The following is a 21,303-nucleotide window of genomic DNA, read 5'->3' on the forward strand; positions in this document are numbered from 1 at the left end:
TCCGGCGGCTGGCTCAGGAGAGAACGCAATCCGCGGACGCGCGGATCTGCACAGGCGATTCTACGACGGAGTCGATGGCCTGCGAAGACGGGTTCGCCAGATTCCGCTTAACGTGTTTCCCGGAAGCCACTTACGGCAGATTCTTTCAATCGCGGACACAGGCGGGGCTCTGCTCGCGACCGATCCGTATCGGTTTTCCGCGGCTCGGCGGTTCGGTGGGGAACGATTCCCACGGCACACCGCTTGCATTTCCAGGGGTTGTACGAAGACTTTCCAGGGGCAGGGACCGGCATTGACCCTCTCTCCTGGACCCAATAAACTCCGATGCCAGGACAGTTTACGTCGTTCTCTTCCCGCTCTCGGCAGCCGCTTTCCAGCGATAGCCCGATTCTGGCAGGGGCGGCGGATCGGGAGCGACGCCCCTGTCAGTCTGGCAGCGGCGTGCGGATTGTGACGGGAAACGTGGCAACTTTTACCGGTCGGAAGTCAAGCTGACCCGATCTGAGGTCCGGTGAACCCGATGCAGTGACGTCGCATCCCCGGTTTCGAGCATTCAAGGGATTGTTTTCTGGAAGTCTGCACCAGTCTGGACGGTGCCGGGAATCCCGGAAGCGCAAGCCGCCCGGCTTGCGACCGGATCGCGATTTCCTTCCGTCTGGCCTGGAGCCGGCATTCCGTACGGATACCGATAGAGTCAAACCCCCTGCTCCTGCATTCCATTCTGAAGTGTCCGCCGGTCCGGCGACACGCCAGCGGGAACCGGGAAGCGGGATAACTCCGCGAGCGGATAGCGTCATGGAATTTCTCGAGAAGATCGGCGTCATTTTCAGCACCGTGCTGGCGACCATCGAACGGTTCGTCACCGGGCTGTTCGGCTCGTCCAACGAGCGCCGAGTCCGGCAGATCGGCTTTGTTCGCGATAAGAAAACGGGGGAGGCGCGAATCGTCCCCGGATCGCCGCTGGACAAAATCAACAAGCTCGAACCGGCGTACGAACAGCTCTCGGACGACGAGCTCCGTCAGACCGCCAGTCGGCTGCGCGCCCGGCTGGCGAAAGGGGAGACGCTCGACGACCTGCTGCCAGACGCCTTTGCCGCCGTCCGCGAAGCCGGCAAGCGTTATCTCAAGATGCGGCACTACGACGTGCAGATGGTCGGCGGCTACATCCTCCACAAGGGGATGATCGCCGAAATGGTCACCGGCGAAGGCAAGACCCTGGTCGCCACCCTTCCCACATTCCTCAACGCCCTCGCCGGCAACGTGCAGGTCATCACCGTCAACGACTACCTCGCCCGCCGCGACATGGAGTGGATGGGTCCGACCTACATGGGCCTGGGCCTGACGGTCGGCGCCATCCAGTCGAACATGCCGATCGACGAACGGAAGAAAGCCTACGACTGCGACATCACGTACGGCACTAACAACGAATTCGGCTTCGACTACCTCCGCGACAACATGAAGCCCACCGCCGAGTCGCAGGTGCAGGGGAAGCTCGTTTATGCGGTGATCGACGAAATCGACAACATCCTCATCGACGAGGCGCGGACGCCGCTGATCATCTCGGGCCTCGCCCACGACGACGTCACCAAGTACCCCAAGGCCGACCGGATCGCCCGGCAGCTCAAGCCGGGGGAGCACTTCGAGATCAAAGAGAAGGAGCACACCTGCCACCTGACGGAGGCGGGGGTGCGGCATGCCGAAGAACTGGTCGGGGTGGAGAGCTTCTACACCGCGGGCAACATGGAATGGCCCCACCTCCTCGACAACTCGCTGAAGGCCCACTGGCTCTACAAGCGCGACGTGCATTATGTCGTCGAGCCGACGGGCGAGATCGTCATCATCGACGAGCACACCGGCCGCAAGATGGACGGCCGGCAGTGGAGCGACGGGCTGCACCAGGCGGTCGAGGCGAAGGAAGGGGTCCGGATCAAGGAAGAGACGCAGACCCTGGCGACGATCACGCTGCAGAACTTCTTCAAGCTCTACAAGAAGCTCTCGGGCATGACCGGAACGGCTATGACCGAAGCCAACGAGTTCTGGAAGATCTACAAGCTCGACGTGCTGGCGGTTCCCACCAACCGGCCGACGCAGCGGATCAACCATCCCGACGCCATTTATCGCACGATGAATGAAAAGTGGGACGCGGTCATTCAGGAAGTCAAAGAAGTCCACGCCACCGGCCGCCCCGTGCTGGTCGGGACGGTCTCGATCGAAAGCTCCGAGTACCTCAGCCTGAAGCTGAAGCAGCACGGCATCAAGCACAACGTCCTCAACGCCAAATACCACGAGCGGGAGGCCGAGATCATCGCCCAGGCCGGCCGCCACAACGCCGTCACCATCTCCACCAACATGGCCGGCCGCGGCACCGACATCATCCTCGGCGGCAACCCCGAGTACATGGCCTGGGACGAGCTGAAGCAGATCTATGCGACGCGTCTCGATGTCCCGAAGTCGGTGTGGGACGAAACGACGAAGCGGATCGCCACGCAGGAAGGGATGGTCGCCGAGGGGCGCAAGGTCGCCGAGCTGGGCGGCCTGCACGTGGTCGGCACCGAGCGGCACGACAGCCGCCGGATCGACCTGCAGCTCCGCGGCCGCGCCGGTCGTCAGGGGGATCCTGGCTCGAGCCGGTTCTTCCTGTCGCTGGAAGACGATCTGATGCGGAAGTTTGCGGGGGACTGGGTCAAGGACTGGCTGACCGCTCTCGGCATGCAGGAAGGGGAGCGGATCGAGAGCCGGATGGTCAGCAACCGGATCGAGGCCGCGCAGAAAAAGGTCGAAGAGCGGCACTTCGACATGCGAAAGCATCTGCTCGAATACGACGAAGTCATGGACGAGCAGCGAAAGCGCGTTTACGGCTATCGTCAGGGGATTCTGGAGGGTTCGGACTGCCGTTCCCTGATTCTGGAGATGATCGACCGGCAGCTCGAACGCTGGACGAAGCACTTTCTGTCGGCGAATTACCGCTGGGAAACGGTGGCGGAGTGGGCGAGTCAGGCGCTGGGGCTCGACATCGAGCCGCGCGACGTCCAGAACATGACGCGCGAGCAGGCGGAGGCGCACATCGCCGGGCAGGCCGAGCGGCAGGCCGATCTGGCGATTCAGGAACAGATCGACGAGAACCTGCCCGAGGACGTCGCAGACGATCGCGAACGGAACTGGAACGCGATGGCCCGCTGGGTCAACGCGCGGTTCGCCCTCAACACCAACGATCGCGAGCTGAAGAAGATCGGTCTCGAAGGCCTGCAGGTCTATCTGCTGGACCGCGCCCGCGAGGCGCTGGCCCGGATCGACTACAGCCCGCTGGACGCCTTCCTGGCCCCCGACTGGAATCAGCGCTCGCTGGTCGGCTGGGTGGCGCAACAGTACGCGATCGGACTGGAACCCGATGTCTTTAACGACATGACTCCGGAACAGGCCGCGACGTTCATCCGTGCCCGGATCGACGAGCTGTACCGGCACAAGGAAGTCGAATTCCCCGTCTCGGTGGGGATGACGAACTTCATGGCGGAACGGGCCGGGGCCGGGGAGCGCTACGACCGGGAAGGCCTGATTCGCTGGGCGAGCGGGCGGTTCAACACGCATCTCGATCCCGGCGAGGTCGAGTCGAAACCTCGCAACGATATCGCCCGGATGCTGTTCGAACTGAGCCAGAAGTTTCTGGCGCGAGGGACGGCGATCGAGCAGCTTAACGGCTATCTCGACAAGGCCTACGGCGCATCGAACGGCGTTGGTCCCGGCGCGAACGGGGCGAAGGTGGAACACCCCGTCGATCCGCAGGGACTGCAGAACCTGATCAACTGGGCGAATGCCGAGTTCCAGGCCAGCCTGGACGCGACGGAACTGGAAAAATCCGGCCGGGATGCCGTGGCGAAGGCCGTCCGCGTCGGGTTCGAGCGACGGTTCCGGCCCGAGCTGTATCAGACCGAGCGGTCGCTGATCCTGGAGATCCTCGACACCGCCTGGAAAGACCACCTCTACTATATGGACCATCTGCGGGCCGGGATCGGCCTGGTGGGATATGCCCAGAAGGATCCGAAGGTCGAGTACCGTCGGGAAGGGATGCGGGCGTTCGAGCAGATGTGGGACCGGATCGGGGGTCAGGTGACCTCGGCGATCTTCCGGATCGAGCACCAGAGTCCGGAGTTCGTCGGTTCGTTGTGGCGGATCAGCGCCGCGACGCACTCCGCCCCGGCGGCGATTGAAGCGGAGCCGCAGCAGCAGACGACGTCGAGCGGGAGCGGCTCGACGGGTCCGGGCGAAGTGCAGGCGGTGGAGACGATCCGCAACTTCGGCGACAAGGTCGGGCGGAACGACCCCTGCCCGTGCGGCAGCGGGAAGAAGTATAAGAAGTGCTGCGGTTTGAACTCGTAGTGCTGTGCCACACTTTGGACTCCAGATTGAGCGAATAGCGAGCAGGGAATAGCGAATAGCCAGACAACAGCGAAACCCAAGAGACTTCCTCTGGTTGCTCCCTGTTCGTCCTGCATCAGCAGCCGAAAACGTGACCGTGACAAAGCGCTCGACACGCCTCATCCTGCTTCGCCAGTTATCCCAGGCGGCGCAAAATGCGCCGCCTGTTGCAGAATGGTTCGTGGCGACTGCGGAATTCTGCGGCGGAGTGCAGCGTCGTAACACGTTGTTGCAGTGATGGTTAGCGGCAGCGCTCCCGCAGAAACGGCATATTCCGCGAGTCCTCACTGAGGTCGTCGTTCCGGAGCCAGAGTCGCCGGTTCGAGGAAATCCTGCGGACTGCGGTCCGTGTTTAGTCTCTCCAGCGGGGGTCATGCTCGACTCCCGGAACTTCTGGGAGGCGCCTGTCATGGAATCGCTCGTCCTGTCGGTCGTGGACTGGATTCATCTCTGGTCCCCCGAAAACTTTGTGTATGCGTCGCTGGCCATTTCGGGCGGGTCGCTGATCTACCTGCATGTGATGTCAAAGATTCGCTAAGCCAGTCGCGAAGGGTGGCCGGGTCGAAGTCTTCGACGACCCGGAGCCAGCGTCGCACCCCGTGGAAACTGGGTCGTCGCGGACTCCGACCCAGCCACCCGTTTACGAGACTCATGGGACACTGGTGGTAGAAGAGGTGAGCCTCGCGGACTCGACTCACCCTACCCGGCCAAGGCGGCTTGGCACTCCGCTGTGCGCGGATGGCGGGGCCGGCTATAACTCCCTGCACACTGGGGAAGGGAGTCCCGATGGCGGCGCTGCTGCTCAACCTGATTTACGGTTCGCTGCTGTTGTTCGCTGCGCCGTGGCTGTGTTACCGCCGCTGGGTGCAGCGCAAGCCGGTCGCCGGTTTGCGGGAGAAACTCGTCGGCCGCATCGAGCGACGGTTTCCGGAACAGCGCTGCCTCTGGATCCACGCGGTCAGCGTCGGCGAGGTGCTGCAGCTTCAGGGACTCATCCCCGCGCTGCAGGCCGGGCATCCGACCGCCGAGCTGCTGCTGACCGTGACCACGGGGACCGGCTACGACGTAGCGCGGGCCAAGTTCCCGCAGTGCACCGTCGCCTATTTTCCGCTCGATTTCTCCTGGTCCGTCCGCCGCGCGCTGCGGTCGGTCCGTCCCGATCTGATCGTGCTTGTCGAGCTGGAGCTCTGGCCGAATTTTCTGCTGGCGGCGAGATTGCTGGGGATTCCCGTCGCACTGATCAATGCGCGGATGAGTCCCCGAAGTTTCCGGGGGTATCAGCGGCTGCGTCCGCTGGTGTCGCGGTTGCTCGGCGGCCTGAGCCTCGTCGGCGCGCAGACGCCGGAGTACGGCGAGCGGCTGATCGCGCTGGGGGGGTCGCCGGATCGCGTCCGGGTGACTGGAAACATCAAGTTCGATCGCGTCGAGCTGCGGCGCGACAATCCCCGGACGCTTGAGCTGGCGAAGGCGTTCGGGCTGAAACCGGGCGAGCGGGTTTTCATTGCGGGGAGCACGCAGGAAACCGAGGAGGAACTGGCGGTCGAGACCTGGCTGGGACTGCGATTCCAGTTTCCCGAACTGCGACTGATCCTTGTCCCCAGGCACAAGGAACGGTTCGAAGATGTCGCGCGACTCGTGACCGACCGGGGGCTGCCGCTGTTCCGTCGCAGCCAGCCGGCCGCGACGATTTCCGGTCAGCCGGTGCTGCTGCTCGACACGCTCGGGGAACTGGGGGCGTGCTGGGGTCTGGCCGACGTCGCCTTTGTGGGGGGGAGTCTGACGCAGCGGGGTGGGCAGAACATGCTTGAGCCGGCGGCCTATGGGGCCGCGGTGCTATTCGGACCGAACACCTGGAACTTCAAGGACATCGTCGCCGAGCTGCTCGCGCGGGATGCTGCGGAGGTCGTCCGCGACGGGGCCGAGTTGACGGCTGCCGTTCGTCGGTTGCTGAGCGAACCGGACCTTGCGACAGGACGTGCTCGACGCGCCCGCGAGTTTGTCGAGATGCAGCAGGGGGCGACGCAGCGGACGGTCGAGCTGCTGGAAGCGGTCTGGCCGGGAGAGAGTGCGCCGCGGCGCGCGGCTTGAAGTGATTCGGGAGTGTCGTTGGTTGGCACCTCGACCCTCACTGAAGCTATTTGGCTGTTTCTAGTTCGCAAGATGCGCCACTGGTCCCAGAGATGAATGGCACTGACGGCGTTCTTAATTGTTTTGGCATTCAACCGATATCAACGAAACGTATCCATCTGACAAACCAGAATCGAAGGGGTCTCGATCGCCGCGCCCTGGCTGACAGGAGAGTGACTGATGTGGAAGCCTAGGGGTCTGGGCGCGGCATCGTGCGCCACGCGTAACACACAAACCCCAGCGTCGCAGCGAGGAATGCCCCGAGGCCCGAGACGACGAGAGGTATCAGGCCCAACGAAATGACGTAGGTCCATGCGACGTATTTCACAAGATGAACGCCGCCCTGGATTCCGTTTTCTGCAGCCTGGGCGCTGCCTCCTTCGATCGGATGGTCGACAGATGCAGGCTCCGTACCGACGATTGCCCCGACGCTAAATGCGACGGCAAACACAAACAGGTTGGCGAGGATTGCACCGATCACTTCCGCCGTGTATCCCGTTGTTCTGTTGCTCATTGCCACCCTCTCGCCTTTGTCCTTCAGTGCGGCGGCTGAGAAGCTGTCGCCCGCCATCGCTTGGGGAACCGTCCCAGCCGCGCGACACGAAACAACGTCGCTCAGATTATCCTACCCTCAAACGCCACGGTTCTCCCTGAAAGAACGGTCTCCGCAACAAGAGGTGACGTTACGAGATACGTCAGTGCCCTTCACACCAGCCCTCTCCCAGCGAAGCCGCCGGGCGAGGGAGCAGGAATAAGACCGGGGCATCGCGAAGACGCTCCTGCCCCGGCCACCCGCCGTTTTTGACCCCAGAGCGGTCGCAGCGGTCGCAGCCGCGTTCCGGGGGTGTCGGAGCAAAGCTCCTCAACCCCCGGCTACATTCTTCGACCCCTTCCGGGGTCGCAGATCGGACGCGCCTCTTCAGTCCCGAGTGAAGTTAGGGGAGCGCTTGTCTTTCCCCACCTCTTTGTGAGTCCGCATGATTCACGTCTTCCAATGCAAAGACGGCGGTCTCCGCCCGCGGAGAACGGCGTCCCTCGGCGGACGAGGACGTCCACCGTACGCAGACGGCGACTTCTGTAGGATGGACGGCCTCGTCCGTCCGCGACTTTTCTCTCCTCGTTCCCAAGCGGAGCCTGGGAACGAGGAAACGGCGCTGGGCGAGGGAGCAGAAAACGGACCGGGGCATCGCGAAGACGCTCCTGCCCCGGGCCACCCGGATTGTCGCGTTCCTTGTCGATGTCAGCGCTTCCGGGCTCGGGCCTTGGAGACCGCCTCGACGAATTCTGACTGCAGCTCTGGCAGCGTCTTCCCGGTCGATCTTTCGACGAGCAGCTTTCGCTCGGCCGGGTCCGGTTCCGCCAGCGGCTCGACCTGACGGTAGTGCTTCAAAATCTGCTGATAGGCTTCCGGGTAGCGAGTCAGCAGCAGCCAGTGGAGTCCCCAGGACTGGGCGTAGGCCTGGGCGGCGAGAACATCCCCCTGGAAGGCCTTGTCGTTTTCGACGAGATCGGTCCAGTCGGCTTTGCGCGTCCGCAGTGCCACTGAGGCATACCGCTCGTTGACGGCGCGGGGACCGCTCTTGACGCGGACGCCGTCCCCTTCGAAGCCGCTGGCCAAGCCTTCGTGCAGCCATAGCGGGACCGGGGCGAGCCGGCGGATCAGGCCGCGGTTGTAGACCAGTTGATGGATGGACTCGTGCAGCGGCGTATCGAACGACCGGCACTCGCGAGCCCGCAGGATCAGACGATTGGACAGCACGTCGTAGAACGAAGCGACGTTCTTCGCCGACAGTCCGGCCTGTTCTCCCAGCTCGGTCCGGTAGTATGCGTCGAAGTCGCTGTCGGACTCGAAGATGACGACTGGCAGAGCGTAGCGGAGCGGCTGCAGGTCGATCTCCAGCTCCCGCATTTCGTTCTCGAACGAAGTCTGCACCCCTTTGAGGAACAAGCCCGCCTTCTTCAGCAGGGCCTGGACGCGATTCTTCGTCGCCCGGTCGGCCCCGTTCGGAGCCGCCATGACGACGGCCAGCACGTACGGCGCTTCAACCCGCGTGACCGTGCGTCCGGCTCCGAAGCGGTCGACGAGTTGCCCGGCGAGTTCTTCGCCCGTGAGAGGTGCTGGATCGTCGGCCGGCTCGCGGGCGAGGATCCGATCTTCGGGAATGGGCTGTACGCGACCGTTGGGGAATTCGAGGACTGCCACCTGTCGACCGCTGCCGCCCCAGCGGGCCGACACGGTCACCTGCTCGCCGTTGTCGTCTTTGACGGTAAAAACATCGGCGGAGGCCGAGGGCAGGCACCACGGGAGAAGCAGCCCGGCGGCGATGGTTCTGCGGAAACACATGGGAATGTCCGGAATCGTGAGCAGAGCGGGGGGGTTCAGTTTAGCAGGTTGTGGGCTGCTGGTGGGGGAGACTCTGGAGGCGATCACGGCTCATTCCAAGTTCCGATGAGGCACGGTTTACAGGGTGAGTCGAGTTCGCGAGGCTCACCCTAACTCGTTATGGCAGAGGTGAGCCTCGAAGACTCGACTCACCCTACTTTGACTAAGACAACGACGGACGAGGACGTCCGTCGTACCGAAGGGTCGATCGTACATTTGTGCTGTGATTGCTTCTGTCTGCAGGTGGAAGTAGCGTAAGGTCAGGGTCGCCCGTCTGGCGGCCCGTCGTTTCCGGGAAGATTTTCCATGCCCCGTCGTAAGGCTGTCGCTGCGCCGGCCGAGAGCCACGCCGATCCGATCAGCAGCCAGGTCTGCGAGCGCGTGAAAGTGCTCCGGCAGCAGCGCGGCTGGTCGCTGGAGCAGTTGTCCGCCGGGAGCGGCGTCAGCCGCTCGATGCTCAGCCAGATCGAACGGAACCAGGCCAATCCGACGCTGGCAGTCACCTGCAAGATCGCCCAGGCGTTCGGGATGTCGTTGGCCGAGTTCGTCGAAATTCCTGGCGCATCGTCGTCGATTCACGTGATCCGGGCCGATGATCGGGCGCATCTGTACCGGTCCGACGCCGACTGCGAAATCCGCACGCTGTCTCCGCTGCACCTCGAAAAGGATGTCGAGTTCTACACGGTCCGCCTGAAACCCGGCGGGTCGCTTCGAAGTGCGGCTCACTTTCAGGGGACGCGGGAGTTTCTGACGGTCGAGCAGGGACGCATCCGATTGACCTCGGGCGAGGACACGTCCGAACTGGCGAAGGGTGATTCGGCCAGCTATCGCGCCGATGTCGTGCACTCCCTGGAGAATTCGGGCCGCTCGGATGCGATGGTGTTTCTCGTTGTGATCTATCAATAGGCGGCGCAACGAGGAGATTCGATGCGTTGGCGGCCGATGCATGACTCTTCGGTCGATTGAAGACCCTCGCCCCGGCCCTCTCCCACCGAAGACGGCGGGAGAGGGGGCAGGAAGGGTGAGGCTCGCGACACTTTGACCTCGAAATCTGAAACGACCATGTCTCCCCTGCACTTTGCTGATCGTCGATCGTTTCTCCGAGGCGCCGGAGCTGTGCTGGCGGCCAGTTGCGCCGCTCAGCCGGTTGCCGCTCAGGATTCGGCTCCGATCACGGTGGGAGTGATCGGCACCGGAGGTCGGGGCTGCGATCTGATTCGTTCGCTGAGTACGATCGAAGGCGTCCGCATCGTGGGCGTCTGCGACGACTACGGACCGCACCTGGAACGGGGCTGGCAGTACGCCGGGCCGCAGGCGCGTTCGTTCAGCGACTACCGGAAACTCCTCGACGAAACGAAACCGCAGGCAGTGGCGATCGCGGTGCCGCTCTTTCTGCACTTCGAGATGGCTTCGGCGGCGCTCAAGGCCGGGTGCGCAGTCTTCTGCGAGAAAACGCTGGCTTACGATCTGGATCAGGCCCGCGGCCTGGTGCGACTGGTCGAAGAGAAGCGGGCCGTTTTCCAGGTGGGGCTGCAGCGACGGTCCAACGCGATCTACCAGCAGGCGGTCGCGATGGTTCAGACGGGACTCCTGGGGCGGATTACCGCCGTCGAATGTCAGTGGCATCGCCATAACGACTGGCGGAGACCGGTCCCGGTCGCGGCGGAGCACGAGGACTTCACCCGGCTCGACCACAAGCTGAACTGGCGGCTGTATCGTCCCTTTTCCCGCGGACTGCTGGCCGAGCTGGCCAGTCATCAGCTCGACGTTGTGCAGTGGATGCTCGGCGTGCCGCCGAAGCGGGTGCTGGCGACGGGGGGCGTGGACTACTGGCGCGACGGTCGCGACGTGGCGGACAATGTCTTCTGCATCTACGAGTACGAGGTGACGCCGCCGCCCGAACGTCCGAATGCGCCGCCGCTGCCGCCCGGCGTGGACAACCGGCCCTATCAGGTCCGGGTGACCTGGTCCTCGCTGCAGAACAATGCATACGAGGGGGCGAGCGAGCTGATTCTGGGAACGAAGGGGACGTTGTTCCTGTCGCAGAACAAAGGACTGCTCTACCGCGAAGCCGCGGCGGACGACATCGCCTGGTCGAAAGCCGCTGATCGAAACGCCGCGGTTGTCACCTCCGGCAAGACGCTGAAGCTTTCCAGCGATCCCTGGGCGCGCCGGGGGACGCCGTTCGAGATCGACGCGGCCGGCGATGACACGCGGGACGAGCTGGTGTCGTTCATCGAGCACGTCCGGTCGAACGATCCGGCGACGGTCTGCACTGTGCGCGACGGACTGATTAATACAGCAACGGTGCTGATGGCCCACGAGGCGATGGATCGCGGCACTCCGCAGACGTTTCCGGATTTGTAACTCGCTCATGCGCTTGAGGATTTCGGCGGGCGGCGGCAGAGATTTCCCAGCCGTCCCGATTGCTCCCCCGGACAGAGCGCGTTAGGTTCTCGGTCTGGTAGAGACTGCATCCGCCAGCCGATTCCCATCGGCCTCGCGGTGCGGGTGCTCTGCGTTCACGGAGGATCTTCCGCAAACGGACTCTTGCGAACCGACCACACTCCGGTCGTTCGCCCATGTTCGCCCCCTGGCTGACCGATCCCCTCGCCACGCTTGGTACGCCGGAACGCTTTATCGCGTTCCCGGAGAACCAGTTTGCGCAGTCGGCTCTGCAGCGGATCAACCAGGTGGAGTCCCGGAATCGGGGCCACGGTCTGCTGACCTTTCTCCACGGTCCGGCGGGCGCCGGGAAATCGCATCTGGTGCGGACTTCGTTGCGACGGATCCTCGATCAGGCGCCTCGCAGCCGGCTGCTGCTGGCCAGCGCGGTCGATCTGGCGGAGACGCTGGAGGCGGCGGACGAACTGGGAACGTGGTCGGACGTGATGGCGACGCTGGTCGGACACGCGGTTGTCGTCTGCGAAGACGTGCACGAGCTGCCGCCGCTCGGGGGGCTGCAGGAGCGCTTGTCGACGCTATGGGATCAACTGCTGGAGGATGGGCGCCAGCTTGTGGTGACGTCGCGGATGCCGGCCGCAGAGATCGATGGTTTGAGTCTGCGGCTGGCCAATCGTCTGCATGGCGGGCTGACGGCGGGGATTCGACTGCCGGGCGAAGAGGGACGGAATCGGCTGATCGAGCACTTCGGAAAACTGGCTGGCGTGGCATTCGACCAGGACGCGACTGACCTGGCTGGCGAACGGCTGACGGGTTCGCCGCGGGAGATCCGGGGGGCGATCGAGTCGCTGGCGCGGCGGATCGGACGCCGGCAGGACCAGGTGACCGCCGCCCAGCTCGAACTGCTGTGGCAGCAGCCCTCTGAAGTTCGACTCCTGTCGTTCGAGCAGATCGTGACGGCTGTGGCGATCGAGTTCGGTCTGCCGTCGACGGAGCTGACTTCGCGATCGCGCCAACAGGCGCTGATTGTGCCGCGTCAGGTGGCGATGTCGCTGACGCGCGAGTTGACCGGGCAGTCGCTGGAGCGGATCGGCGCCTTTTACGGTCGTACGCATACGACCGTTGCGCACGGTTGCGAGAGGCTGCGGGATCAACTCAAGCAGTCGCCGACGCTGCGTCAGCAGGTGCTGTCTTTGAAGCGTCGGCTGCAGCGCATGCCGCAGGCGGAATGTGGATAACTCGTCGACAACCCGCGCGGCTCCGGGCGGGTTTGTCGACAGGCTTCTGCGGCGACGTTCGTCGTCGTCGACAACCCCGTACGGGATCGTCAGCCGGCCCACGCGCCCTCACCGCGCGTCCCACACGTTTCCCACAGGCGGCGATTGTGGAGAACGGTACGCAAGCTGTTTTGTCAACGACGCTTCGGCTCTGCACAGTCCGAGTTATCCACAGCGACCGGCGCTGCTCTACTAAGACTGATATGTCATTTCATGAAACCAGAGAAGAGAGAGCCCGGAAGAGGCGCTCGGCTCTGGATGACGATCGATTGTCGGACTGCGAAACCTTGCTCATTGCAGCGACGGGATACGTACCACAGTTTGTAATCGGCTGGAAGACAGGATTGCCTGCGTAGTTTCCCATACTGGTAACGCACATTCTGGTGGGGCAAGTTCTTCCGCGCCGTTACAAACGGAATCGAGGAAGTCGGGGACCGGTTCGGACTGCGGGGCCGTGACTTCGAACGGCTCGATCCGATTGTCGCGGGCGATCCACAGCCGATCCTGCCGGAGGATCAGGTCGGCCCGTTCGCAGTGGATGTGGAGGTCTTCGCCGAGGTGCCGGGCGTGGCCGACGAAATCGAACGTGGCGATGACGTTCCGTTCGAGCAGGGCGGAGACGCTGGTGACGATTTCGACGCGGCTGCCGCAGCTCTGGCTGCGGGCGAAGACTTCGAGGGGTTTGAGGCCGGTGACGTAGAACAGGGTGTCGAGCTTGTGGCTGCCGGCGTCGGCGACGAAGCCGCCGGGGTTCTGGAGGGGGTCGTCGCGCCAGGTGCCGGGGATGGAGGATTGCCAGTCTTCGACGTTGTGGGCGGCGACAGCTCGGACGGCGCCCCAGCGGCCGGAGCGGACTTCGTTGCGGAGGGTGCGGAAGGTGGCCCAGTGGCGGCGCTGGTAGGCGACGGAGAAGGCTTTTCCGGACTGTCTGGCTTGACCAGCCCGTGCGATGAGTTCGAGGAGATCTTGGCGGCGGGTGGCGAGGGGTTTTTCGCAGAGGATGTGCCAGCCGCGATCGAGGCAGCGGGAGGCGTGCAGGAAGTGATCTCCGGTGGGTGTGGCGATGACGACGGCGTCGACATCGTCCCGGTCGAGGAGGGCCTCCAGCGACGCACAGCGGGCCGCAGCGGGGGCGAGCTCCTGGCAGAGGGCCTCGGCGGCGGCGGTGACGGGATCGAAGACAGCCTGGATTGTAGCGCGGAGATCGCGGGCGAGCAGGCGGCCGTGATGCAATCCCATGCGACCGCAGCCCAGGAGTGCGAACCGAATGATCGGCGCAGGCATGGCAGACTTCCAGGTGGGGGCGGGACTTGAGAAACGCTGGGACCGGGAATGGAAACAGCCCCCTGCGGAGGGGAGTCTGCAGGGGGCTGTTGTTGATGATTGCCGCGGCTATTTGGCGGGTTTTGCAGGTTTGGGATCGCAGTATTTGAGGGCGATCAGCGCGTAGGCGGTGGCGAGGTTGGGGTCCCCTTCCATCCAGCGGGCGTTTTCGTTGACCCAGCTTCCGTTGGGCTGCTGCTGGGAGAACAGGTGGGTGGCGAGCTCTTTGCGCCAGTCGTGTTTTGCGCCGTCGGCGTCGGCGACTTCGTCGAGGTCGAGCGTGGCCAGGGTTTTGGCGAAGACCTGGGAGTAGTAGTAGAGGCCCTGCTGGCCGAGGCCCGGGTTCTCCTTGACGGAGTAGAACTTGCGGATCCAGGTGAGGGCGGCTTTGACGCGTTCGTCTTCGGGGGTGAGTCCGGCGAAGATCATGCTTTTGAGGCCGGCGTAGGTCATGCTGCCGTAGGAGCGGAGACCTCCTTCGGGGGTGTTGCCGGCCTGCGAGTTTCCGCCGGCGGCGGGGGTGTAGTAGAACCCGCCGTCGTTGATTTTGGCGGCGAAGGGGGTGGTGTTGTTTTCGGATTCGAGGTTCTGGCAGCGGGAGAGGAAGACGAGGGCCTTCTGGACGGCGGGGTCGTCTTTGGTGGCGCCGGCGGTTTGCAGGGCGTCGAGGAAGAACGAGGTGTTGGAGAGGTCGGGTCGGTCGCCGGTGCGGCCGTAGCCGGCGCCGCCGAACTTGGCGTCGGCGGGGTCGGTTTCGCCCTCGTCCCACTGGACCTTGCGGATGTATTTTTCGGCGGCGGCGAGGCGGTCTTTGTAGCGGCCATCTTTGTTAGCGGCCTGGAAGGCGAGCATGACGATGGCGGTTTCGTAGTTGCCGTGGTGGGCGTCTTTGTTGTAGACGCCGCCGTCGGGCTGCGTGAACGACTCCAGGTGCTTGAGCCCTTTCTTGACGGCCGGGTGATCGGGGGGGGCGCCGCCCGAGAGCAATCCGTAGACGACCAGGCCGGTGACGCCTGGGGCGTTGGGGGCGGTCCAGCTTCCGTCGGCCGCCTGGGCGGCGGTCAGGTAGGCGATGGCCTGAGACCGGGACTTCGCGAGAGCTGCGGGGTCTGGACCGAACGCATCAGCGGCGAAGCTGGCGGCGGGAATCCAGACGGCGGCGCACACGGCGACCATGAGCTGCAGTGGCCAACGAGTGAGCATGATGCCTCCAGACAGAAACGTGGGAGTGAAACGGACATTGCGCCCACAGCATAAGCTGCGGCGTGCAAACCGGTCGAGACCATACGACTCGGCGAACCGGTTTGAGAGACTCCGGACAAGACGCGTCAGAGCCAGAGTCTCAAACAGCGATCAAACCAGTTCACCAGCAACAGGCCCAGAATGAGCGCCGCGATTGTCGCCGAGAGGACTTTCCCTGGAGGAGCGATCCATCCCGAGATCCGTAGAAGTCGATATGGGATCTGACCGGCGATCAGCAGGGCCGCCAGCCAGCCGAGGCGATGCGTGGTGAAGGCTTCCTGCCAGCGGCCGTGGGCCAGATGGATCTGACTGCGAGTCATGCCGCAGAGCAGACAGTCGATGCCGAGCAGCGAGCGGGCCGTACAGGATTCCGGCAGCGGGCTGTCCGGGAAAACTGCCAGCGCCACCTTCTGATCCGCGCGGACTTCGAGTACCAGCGCGGCCAAGATCACCAGCATGGAGAGCCACAGCCACGCCATATCGGATGTCAGACGGGTTCGGTCGCACTGCGGCGAATGCTGACTGGCCATGGTTCGTCGATGATCCGACTTTCAAACCGGAACGTCTTTGATGACGAACAGCGAATCGAGATTCGTGATCCGCAGGACTTCGCGGATGTCCTCGGAGGGGTTGTAGAGTTCGATCTGATCGACTCTCCGCCGCAACGACGTCAGCAGACCCAGCATGCCGCTAGGGATCAGTTTGACGCCGGTGAGGTCGAATGCGAGCGTGCGGACGGGATACTCGCCGAGCAGCGCCAGCAACTGCTCGCGGTAGCCGGCGATGCAGATTTCGTCGGGAATATCCCTTCCCGAAAACCCGACGACGGTGAGCTCGCCAATTTCGTAAACATTGAGCAGGGGCTCGCCGTTCAGAGAGACTCGCGGCTCGGGATTGTCGTTCATGGTTCGAGATCCTGGAACTGCCCGGCGGCGTCGAGCCACCACATTGAAAGGAGGGGAGAATCTTCGACTATACCTCCGGCGGCGCTCCGACACCACGAGTTTCTGCAGCGACGGCGATTGCGGTCCTCAAGAGCTGCCAGGCGGCCAGTCGCTGGCGGAGCTCCCGCTCCGACGCCCCCGCGACGAGGTCAGCGGGGAATTTCGGGAGCCGATGACGAACGTGACCCTGTGAATCGCGAGTGGCCCAGCCGTGAAACGCCAGCCCGTCGAGATCGACCGGGGCACCGGGTCCGAGATGGCCGGTGATCGCCACGGCGAAATCCGCCTGCGGCGTCCGTTCCAGAACACCCTCCGCCATGGCCGCTGCCGTTTCGCCGCTGACGACTCCCGGTCCATCCGACTCAAAGTGGCTGGCCGGGACGCCGAGCCAGGCGGTTTTCGTCGCTTCCTGGTAGACGACGGCGGATCCGCAGAAAAAGCGTGAAACGCCTGGGATGCGGGCGAGGTGGGCGGCGGCCAGACCGGCGGTGCAGCTTTCGGCGAGGACGAGTTGCAGGTTCTTACGCTCGAGGACCAGGGCCAGTTCGCGGGCGACAACCAGCAGCGCTTCATCTGAGGGAAGCTCGGTTGACATTAACGATTATCCTGCAGGTTTGACGTGGATTCAGGGCGGGTTTGAGGCCATTGCGGCGCCCTGAACTTGAGGGAAACAGACGCGATTTCAGCGTGATCTGGCGTTTGAGAAATCCGTTGGTCTCATCGTAGCGACTCTGCCGATCAATCTGGTACGCCAGTCGCGTCGCCCGCTGCGATCGGAAATCTCAAGCGGGCGATGACTCCCGACTGGTGCAAGTGGAATGCTCACGGCGCCGCGACGACCCAGACGCGGACTGCCGTCTCCGCAGGCGTTCCACAGGGGGGAGAGGGTGGGCATGCTGCGCTCCAGAGTGAGCGGCTACCTGCGGTGCGCCATGAGCACCGGGGCCGCATTAGTCGCTTTGCTGCCGGCGGCGATCGCGCCGGCGGCGGAAGGGATCGACGCGAAGGGCGAGGTGACGCGGGTCCAGTTTCGTCGACCAGCTCGCGATGCTGAGTCTGATGACTGGCTCTACCGCGGCATCGAAACGCTTCAGCCGGGCAGTTCGTCGAGCGCGACACGCCGCGCGGCGATCAGCGAACTGCCCCTGGATCGACTTCGACCGGAAGCCCGCGCCCGGGCCGAGTCGATCCTGAAGGACGTCGGTCTCTTCCGCCGCCTGCCTGCCCTGCAGTTCGAAGTGGATCCGGATGTCTATCGTTACTTCCTCGAACATCCGGACGTCGCCGTCGGAACCTGGCGGGCGATGGAGATTTCGAAGTTCGAGTTGAAGCCGGTTCGCGCCGGTGTCTACCACGCGGATGCCGGCGACGGCTCGGTCGGCGAGGTGGAAGTGTTCTATCGCACGCCCGGCGACACGTTGATCGCCTGCGACGGCGCATTCAAGAGTCCGTTGCTGGCCCGACCGATCGTGGCGCGAGCCCTGATGCGCGTCCAGACGGAGTTTCATCGCGAAATGGATGGTCGCGTGGTCGCTGTTCAGAACGGCGACGTCTTCGTGCAGTTTCCCTCCACGACGGTTGAGACCGTGGCGAAGATCATCTCGCCCGTCAGCCACTCGATCGCGGATCGAAATTTCAAGCAGATTACGCTGTTCATGTACATGATGTCTCAGGCCGCGGGCAAACAGCCGGGCTGGGTGGAATCGATCGGTCGCCGGCTGGATCAGGTCAGCGACGAGGAGCGGGTCGAGTTCCTGGAGATGGCCGCCCGGGCCTACATCACAGCCCGTCGGCGGGAACTCGGTGCGAACGAGCCGGATAAATCCTTCTCTGTCGACGAAATCCTGTCGCCGCTCCGGCAGTCCAACAGCGTCGATCCGATGGGGACCGCCGTGATCCGGGCGGCCGCTGGAGAGAGTCCAATGAATCTTCCCGGGCCAGCTCGCCGCTGAAATCGTTCTAATCGTCAAGTTCCGCGCCAGGCGGCGAATCGTCACTCGGTCCGCAGGGATGGCGAGCGGGAAACGCTCCGACGACCGTTTGACGTTCTATGCTTCCGTCGATGGACTGCATCTCGAACCGATGCAGCCGGTTTCGACGGAATCTCTGAGAACGCAGGCCGATGAGCGCTTCAGTCCTGGTCGACGACGCCGACGTCCGGTCTGACGATCTGTCGGACATTTTCGATCATTACGTCGCCGATGAGAATCTGCCGTCGCCGGAATGGCTGACGCGGCTCAAGCTCGAACGGCCGCGGCGCAACGTCCGTTGCCTGAGTCTGTCCACGCGGATCGGCAAGCGCGTGCTCGACATCGTCGGAGCCCTGGTGCTGCTGACGATCCTTGCCGTTCCGATGGTCGTCACAGCGATCGCCGTCCGGCTGACGTCCCGCGGTCCGATCATCTTCCGGCAGACGCGAGTCGGACTGAATCAGCGCAGTCGGCGGCGCGATCGGCGAAACCGGATCTTCCAGCCGCTCGCGGACGGGGAGGAACGGCGGCAATCGGAGAGAGATCGTCGTCAGACGTACGGATTCGGTCTGCCATTCACGATCTACAAGTTCCGAACCATGCGGATCGACGCCGAGAAGGATGGCGCCCGCTTCGCCGTGGCCAACGATCCGCGCGTGACGCCGATCGGGGGCTTCCTCCGCAAGACCCGGCTCGACGAAGTTCCGCAGTTGTGGAATGTCCTGCGGGGCGAGATGTCGCTCGTCGGTCCCCGTCCCGAACGCCCGGAATTCATCGAGAAGCTGTCGGTCGAAGTTCCCAACTACCTGCATCGCCTGGGACTGAAGCCGGGACTGACCGGTCTGGCTCAAGTCATCAACGGCTACGACAACGACATCGACGGCTTCCGTCGGAAGGTGAGCCTGGATCTGCTGTACCTGCAGAACTGCTGCGTCTGGAACGACGTCAAGGTGCTGCTGCGCACCGTGCGTGTCGTGCTGACAGGCAGCGGGGCTCTGTAAAGACGAAGATCTCTCGCAGAACGGAACGCAGAGGCCGCGGAGAAGACGGAAGACTTCACGCAACGGCGTAACGGCTACACCGTCGAATGAGGAAGGCGGAATCTCGAAAGGAAGAAGTCGAGAGTCAGCGAAGTCAGCCTGCCGATCGTCTTCTCTGGCGATGAGCGATCCGCCGTCTCCGCTGGCTACTCGCTATTCGCTCAGCCTGCTGAATCACCGGCCACGAACTGTGAGGCGCGCGGCGGCCGGGAACAGGGAATCCAGCGGAAACGAGATGGGAAACCCTGGCCTTAGGAGTATCGCATCTCCAAACCAAGGAAGGAGTTCCCCATGGAAGGCCTTCTTTCACCCCGGACGGAGCGCCCCAAGCAGCGGTTGTCGAAGCCGTTGAGGTTTCTGAAAGACGCCGGGCTGAGAACGCGGTCTCTGATTGTGATCCATCGACTGGAGGGGCGCTCCCCCACCTGGATCTCCCTCTCGCTGAAGGTCAGTCGCAGCATGGTCTCTCGAACCGAACGCCGGTTCCGCGAGGCCGGCGAGGTCGGGTTGTTCGACCGTCGCGGCGGCAACGGGCCACGGAAACTGACCGAGGAATACCTGACGCAATTGCGAGAGGTCGTGGCCGGAGGCCGAAAAACAGCAGTGTCGGGAGCAGATCGAGGAACTGGTGACGCATCTGCCGACGAGCGAAGTGGCGGTCTGGGAGGACGAAATCGACATTCCGCTGAACCCGAAACTCGGGCAGGACTGGATGCTGCGCGGCCCGCAGAAGCCGGTGTTCACGTCGGGGAAGAGCGAGAAGAGATCCCTGGCGGGGGCTCAGGACGCGCGGACGAAGGACCTGATCGTCATTGAAGGCCGCCGGAAAGACACGGCGTCGTTCGTGCTGCTGCCGTGGGAGCTGACGCAGCGTTATCCGCGGGCGAAGAAGATTCATGTCGACCTTGACAGCTCCGCGATTCACACGACCAGACCGGTGCGGTAGCGTCTGGCGACGTCGCTGGGGCGCAAGCGGAGACTGCACAGGCCACCCAGCCGCCACTCAGGGCGATCGGGTAACGCAACCCCAGGACCGAAATCCTCGACAATCCACGCCGCATCCTCATTCGATGACGACGCATTCCCGTTCCGTGACGACGGCAGGGGTCAAAGACGGTCGCCAAGGGTTGACGAGCGCAGCGACGACACCCCCGGAACCGCGTTGCACGCCGCTCGACGCCGGGGGGGTCGCACTCACAGATTCGCCGCCAGCAGGCTCACATCCACCCCGAAAAAGTCAGCCAGCTTCCGGATCATCAAACGACTGAACGCCTTCTTCCCCGCCAGAACCTCCGACAGCGACGACTTCGCCAGCCCCGTCTCCCGGCTGAGCTCCGCCTGTGTGATCCCCCGGGCATCGAGCAGGTGCCGCAACATGTCGGCGTCCGAGGCCGGGCTGATGGCATGGTGGGCGTCCTCGTAGGTCGCCACCAGATCGCTCAGCGCGTCGAGGTAGGTCTCCTCGCCGTGATCGAGCTTCCCCCGGGCGAGCAGGCGGTCCATGACCTGCTGGGCCTCCGCCAGATGCACCTCGGACTGGATCGAGGCCAGCGGAAACGCCATCACGAGTTCGAGATACGAATCCCGGTCCTTGCCCTTCAGGCTGAACGTCGTACCGGTCGCCATCGCTCACCCCCTAAACTCCTCCAGAAACGCCTGGACCCTCTGCAACTCGCGCAGGAGCTGCTCCAGTTGCGCTCCACTCAACGAGGTCATCACCGGCGACGCCACGTACACACTCGCGACACCGCCCCAGACCCATGTCGCGCTCTCGATGACCAGGCCGTTGCGCGTTTCGTATCGCATCTGTTTCACTCGCGGGCGGTCGTCACCAACCTCACGGCAGCACCTGCGAATCCACGCCTCCAGGAACTTCACCAGTCCCGTCAGTTCGGCAAAATCGAGCAGGCACTTCTTGCCCCGGCTGCTGAAATGGACGCCCGTGAGAATCTCGTGGCGTTCGGCGTAGCGAGTAACGCCGACCACCGGCGCGAGGTCCAGAAAGTTGACCACTCCGCCCACGCGAGCTGTCGGCTCGTACTCATAGACGAGCCGCGAACCGGGTCCGACGAACTCCAGCAGCTGGTCGAGCGACCGCTCATCGCCCGACCACCAACCCGCGTCGTCGCCGAAACTGCCGCCGTCGGAATCGTCGTCGCGGACTGCCATGAGTTGGGTCGC

The 21,303-nt window shown here is 63.9% G+C and carries 18 protein-coding genes and 1 pseudogene; 10 read left to right on the top strand and 9 right to left on the bottom strand.

Annotation, left to right across the window (positions count from 1 at the left end):
• Positions 1–795 precede the first annotated feature (795 nt).
• The 3 genes from secA to SH412_RS25215 all read left to right on the top strand — a co-directional run bounded on the left by secA (position 796) and on the right by SH412_RS25215 (position 6,501).
• Positions 796–4,374 carry a preprotein translocase subunit SecA gene (secA, locus tag SH412_RS25205; protein WP_336520799.1) on the top strand — a complete coding sequence of 1,193 codons (3,579 nt, stop codon included), beginning with the start codon at positions 796–798 and terminating at the stop codon, positions 4,372–4,374.
• Between the two features lie 448 nt (positions 4,375–4,822).
• Positions 4,823–4,951 (top strand): hypothetical protein, encoded by a 129-nt coding sequence (locus SH412_RS25210; protein ID WP_336520800.1) that lies wholly within the window; start codon positions 4,823–4,825, stop codon positions 4,949–4,951.
• A 248-nt stretch (positions 4,952–5,199) separates the two neighbouring features.
• Complete coding sequence (locus SH412_RS25215) at positions 5,200–6,501, top strand: 3-deoxy-D-manno-octulosonic acid transferase (protein ID WP_336520801.1); 1,302 nt, start codon at positions 5,200–5,202, stop codon at positions 6,499–6,501.
• 229 nt (positions 6,502–6,730) lie between these two features.
• On the opposite strand, the gene SH412_RS25220 is transcribed toward SH412_RS25215, so the two are convergent.
• Together SH412_RS25220 and SH412_RS25225 are read right to left on the bottom strand one after the other, a co-directional pair.
• Positions 6,731–7,111: a hypothetical protein gene (locus SH412_RS25220; protein WP_336520802.1), complete on the bottom strand. Its 381-nt coding sequence runs from the start codon at positions 7,109–7,111 to the stop codon at positions 6,731–6,733.
• A 669-nt stretch (positions 7,112–7,780) separates the two neighbouring features.
• Positions 7,781–8,884 (bottom strand): DUF1570 domain-containing protein, encoded by a 1,104-nt coding sequence (locus SH412_RS25225; protein ID WP_336520803.1) that lies wholly within the window; start codon positions 8,882–8,884, stop codon positions 7,781–7,783.
• 345 nt (positions 8,885–9,229) lie between these two features.
• Here SH412_RS25225 and SH412_RS25230 point away from each other — a divergent pair, with 345 nt between their 5' ends.
• From SH412_RS25230 to SH412_RS25240, 3 genes are all read left to right on the top strand, one after another.
• Positions 9,230–9,829, top strand: a complete 600-nt coding sequence (locus SH412_RS25230) for a helix-turn-helix domain-containing protein (protein ID WP_336520804.1) — start codon at positions 9,230–9,232, stop codon at positions 9,827–9,829.
• 156 nt (positions 9,830–9,985) lie between these two features.
• The gene (locus SH412_RS25235; RefSeq protein ID WP_336520805.1) at positions 9,986–11,290 is read left to right on the top strand and encodes a Gfo/Idh/MocA family protein; all 1,305 of its coding nucleotides are present in this window, start codon (positions 9,986–9,988) and stop codon (positions 11,288–11,290) included.
• A 215-nt stretch (positions 11,291–11,505) separates the two neighbouring features.
• Complete coding sequence (locus SH412_RS25240) at positions 11,506–12,564, top strand: DnaA/Hda family protein (protein ID WP_336520806.1); 1,059 nt, start codon at positions 11,506–11,508, stop codon at positions 12,562–12,564.
• A 330-nt stretch (positions 12,565–12,894) separates the two neighbouring features.
• Here SH412_RS25240 and SH412_RS25245 read toward each other — a convergent pair whose 3' ends face one another.
• The 5 genes from SH412_RS25245 to SH412_RS25265 form a co-directional block, all read right to left on the bottom strand.
• Positions 12,895–13,887 (bottom strand): Gfo/Idh/MocA family protein, encoded by a 993-nt coding sequence (locus SH412_RS25245; protein WP_336520807.1) that lies wholly within the window; start codon positions 13,885–13,887, stop codon positions 12,895–12,897.
• A 108-nt stretch (positions 13,888–13,995) separates the two neighbouring features.
• Positions 13,996–15,129 (bottom strand): prenyltransferase/squalene oxidase repeat-containing protein, encoded by a 1,134-nt coding sequence (locus tag SH412_RS25250; RefSeq protein ID WP_336520808.1) that lies wholly within the window; start codon positions 15,127–15,129, stop codon positions 13,996–13,998.
• 125 nt (positions 15,130–15,254) lie between these two features.
• Positions 15,255–15,698 (bottom strand): DUF2752 domain-containing protein, encoded by a 444-nt coding sequence (locus SH412_RS25255; protein WP_336520809.1) that lies wholly within the window; start codon positions 15,696–15,698, stop codon positions 15,255–15,257.
• Positions 15,699–15,719: 21 nt separating this feature from the next.
• Positions 15,720–16,073, bottom strand: a complete 354-nt coding sequence (locus SH412_RS25260; protein ID WP_336520810.1) for an STAS domain-containing protein — start codon at positions 16,071–16,073, stop codon at positions 15,720–15,722.
• A 67-nt stretch (positions 16,074–16,140) separates the two neighbouring features.
• Entirely contained in the window at positions 16,141–16,707 is a 567-nt protein-coding gene (locus tag SH412_RS25265) for a CinA family protein (protein ID WP_336520811.1), read from the bottom strand.
• A gap of 298 nt (positions 16,708–17,005) precedes the next feature.
• Here SH412_RS25265 and SH412_RS25270 point away from each other — a divergent pair, with 298 nt between their 5' ends.
• The 4 genes and pseudogenes from SH412_RS25270 (at position 17,006) to SH412_RS25280 (ending at position 20,068) form a co-directional block, all read left to right on the top strand.
• Complete coding sequence (locus tag SH412_RS25270; RefSeq protein ID WP_336520812.1) at positions 17,006–18,064, top strand: hypothetical protein; 1,059 nt, start codon at positions 17,006–17,008, stop codon at positions 18,062–18,064.
• A 170-nt stretch (positions 18,065–18,234) separates the two neighbouring features.
• Positions 18,235–19,083 carry a sugar transferase gene (locus SH412_RS25275; protein ID WP_336520813.1) on the top strand — a complete coding sequence of 283 codons (849 nt, stop codon included), beginning with the start codon at positions 18,235–18,237 and terminating at the stop codon, positions 19,081–19,083.
• 330 nt (positions 19,084–19,413) lie between these two features.
• Positions 19,414–19,665: pseudogene (locus tag SH412_RS28715) on the top strand (helix-turn-helix domain-containing protein); the annotation flags it as partial.
• A gap of 85 nt (positions 19,666–19,750) precedes the next feature.
• Entirely contained in the window at positions 19,751–20,068 is a 318-nt protein-coding gene (locus tag SH412_RS25280; protein ID WP_336520814.1) for a transposase, read from the top strand.
• Between the two features lie 248 nt (positions 20,069–20,316).
• On the opposite strand, the gene SH412_RS25285 is transcribed toward SH412_RS25280, so the two are convergent.
• Positions 20,317–20,748, bottom strand: a complete 432-nt coding sequence (locus SH412_RS25285; protein ID WP_336520815.1) for a helix-turn-helix domain-containing protein — start codon at positions 20,746–20,748, stop codon at positions 20,317–20,319.
• 3 nt (positions 20,749–20,751) lie between these two features.
• Positions 20,752–21,291 carry a hypothetical protein gene (locus SH412_RS25290; protein ID WP_336520816.1) on the bottom strand — a complete coding sequence of 180 codons (540 nt, stop codon included), beginning with the start codon at positions 21,289–21,291 and terminating at the stop codon, positions 20,752–20,754.
• Positions 21,292–21,303 lie beyond the last annotated feature (12 nt).

This window comes from Planctellipticum variicoloris (assembly GCF_030622045.1).
In the GTDB taxonomy this organism is placed as follows: domain Bacteria; phylum Planctomycetota; class Planctomycetia; order Planctomycetales; family Planctomycetaceae; genus Planctellipticum; species Planctellipticum variicoloris.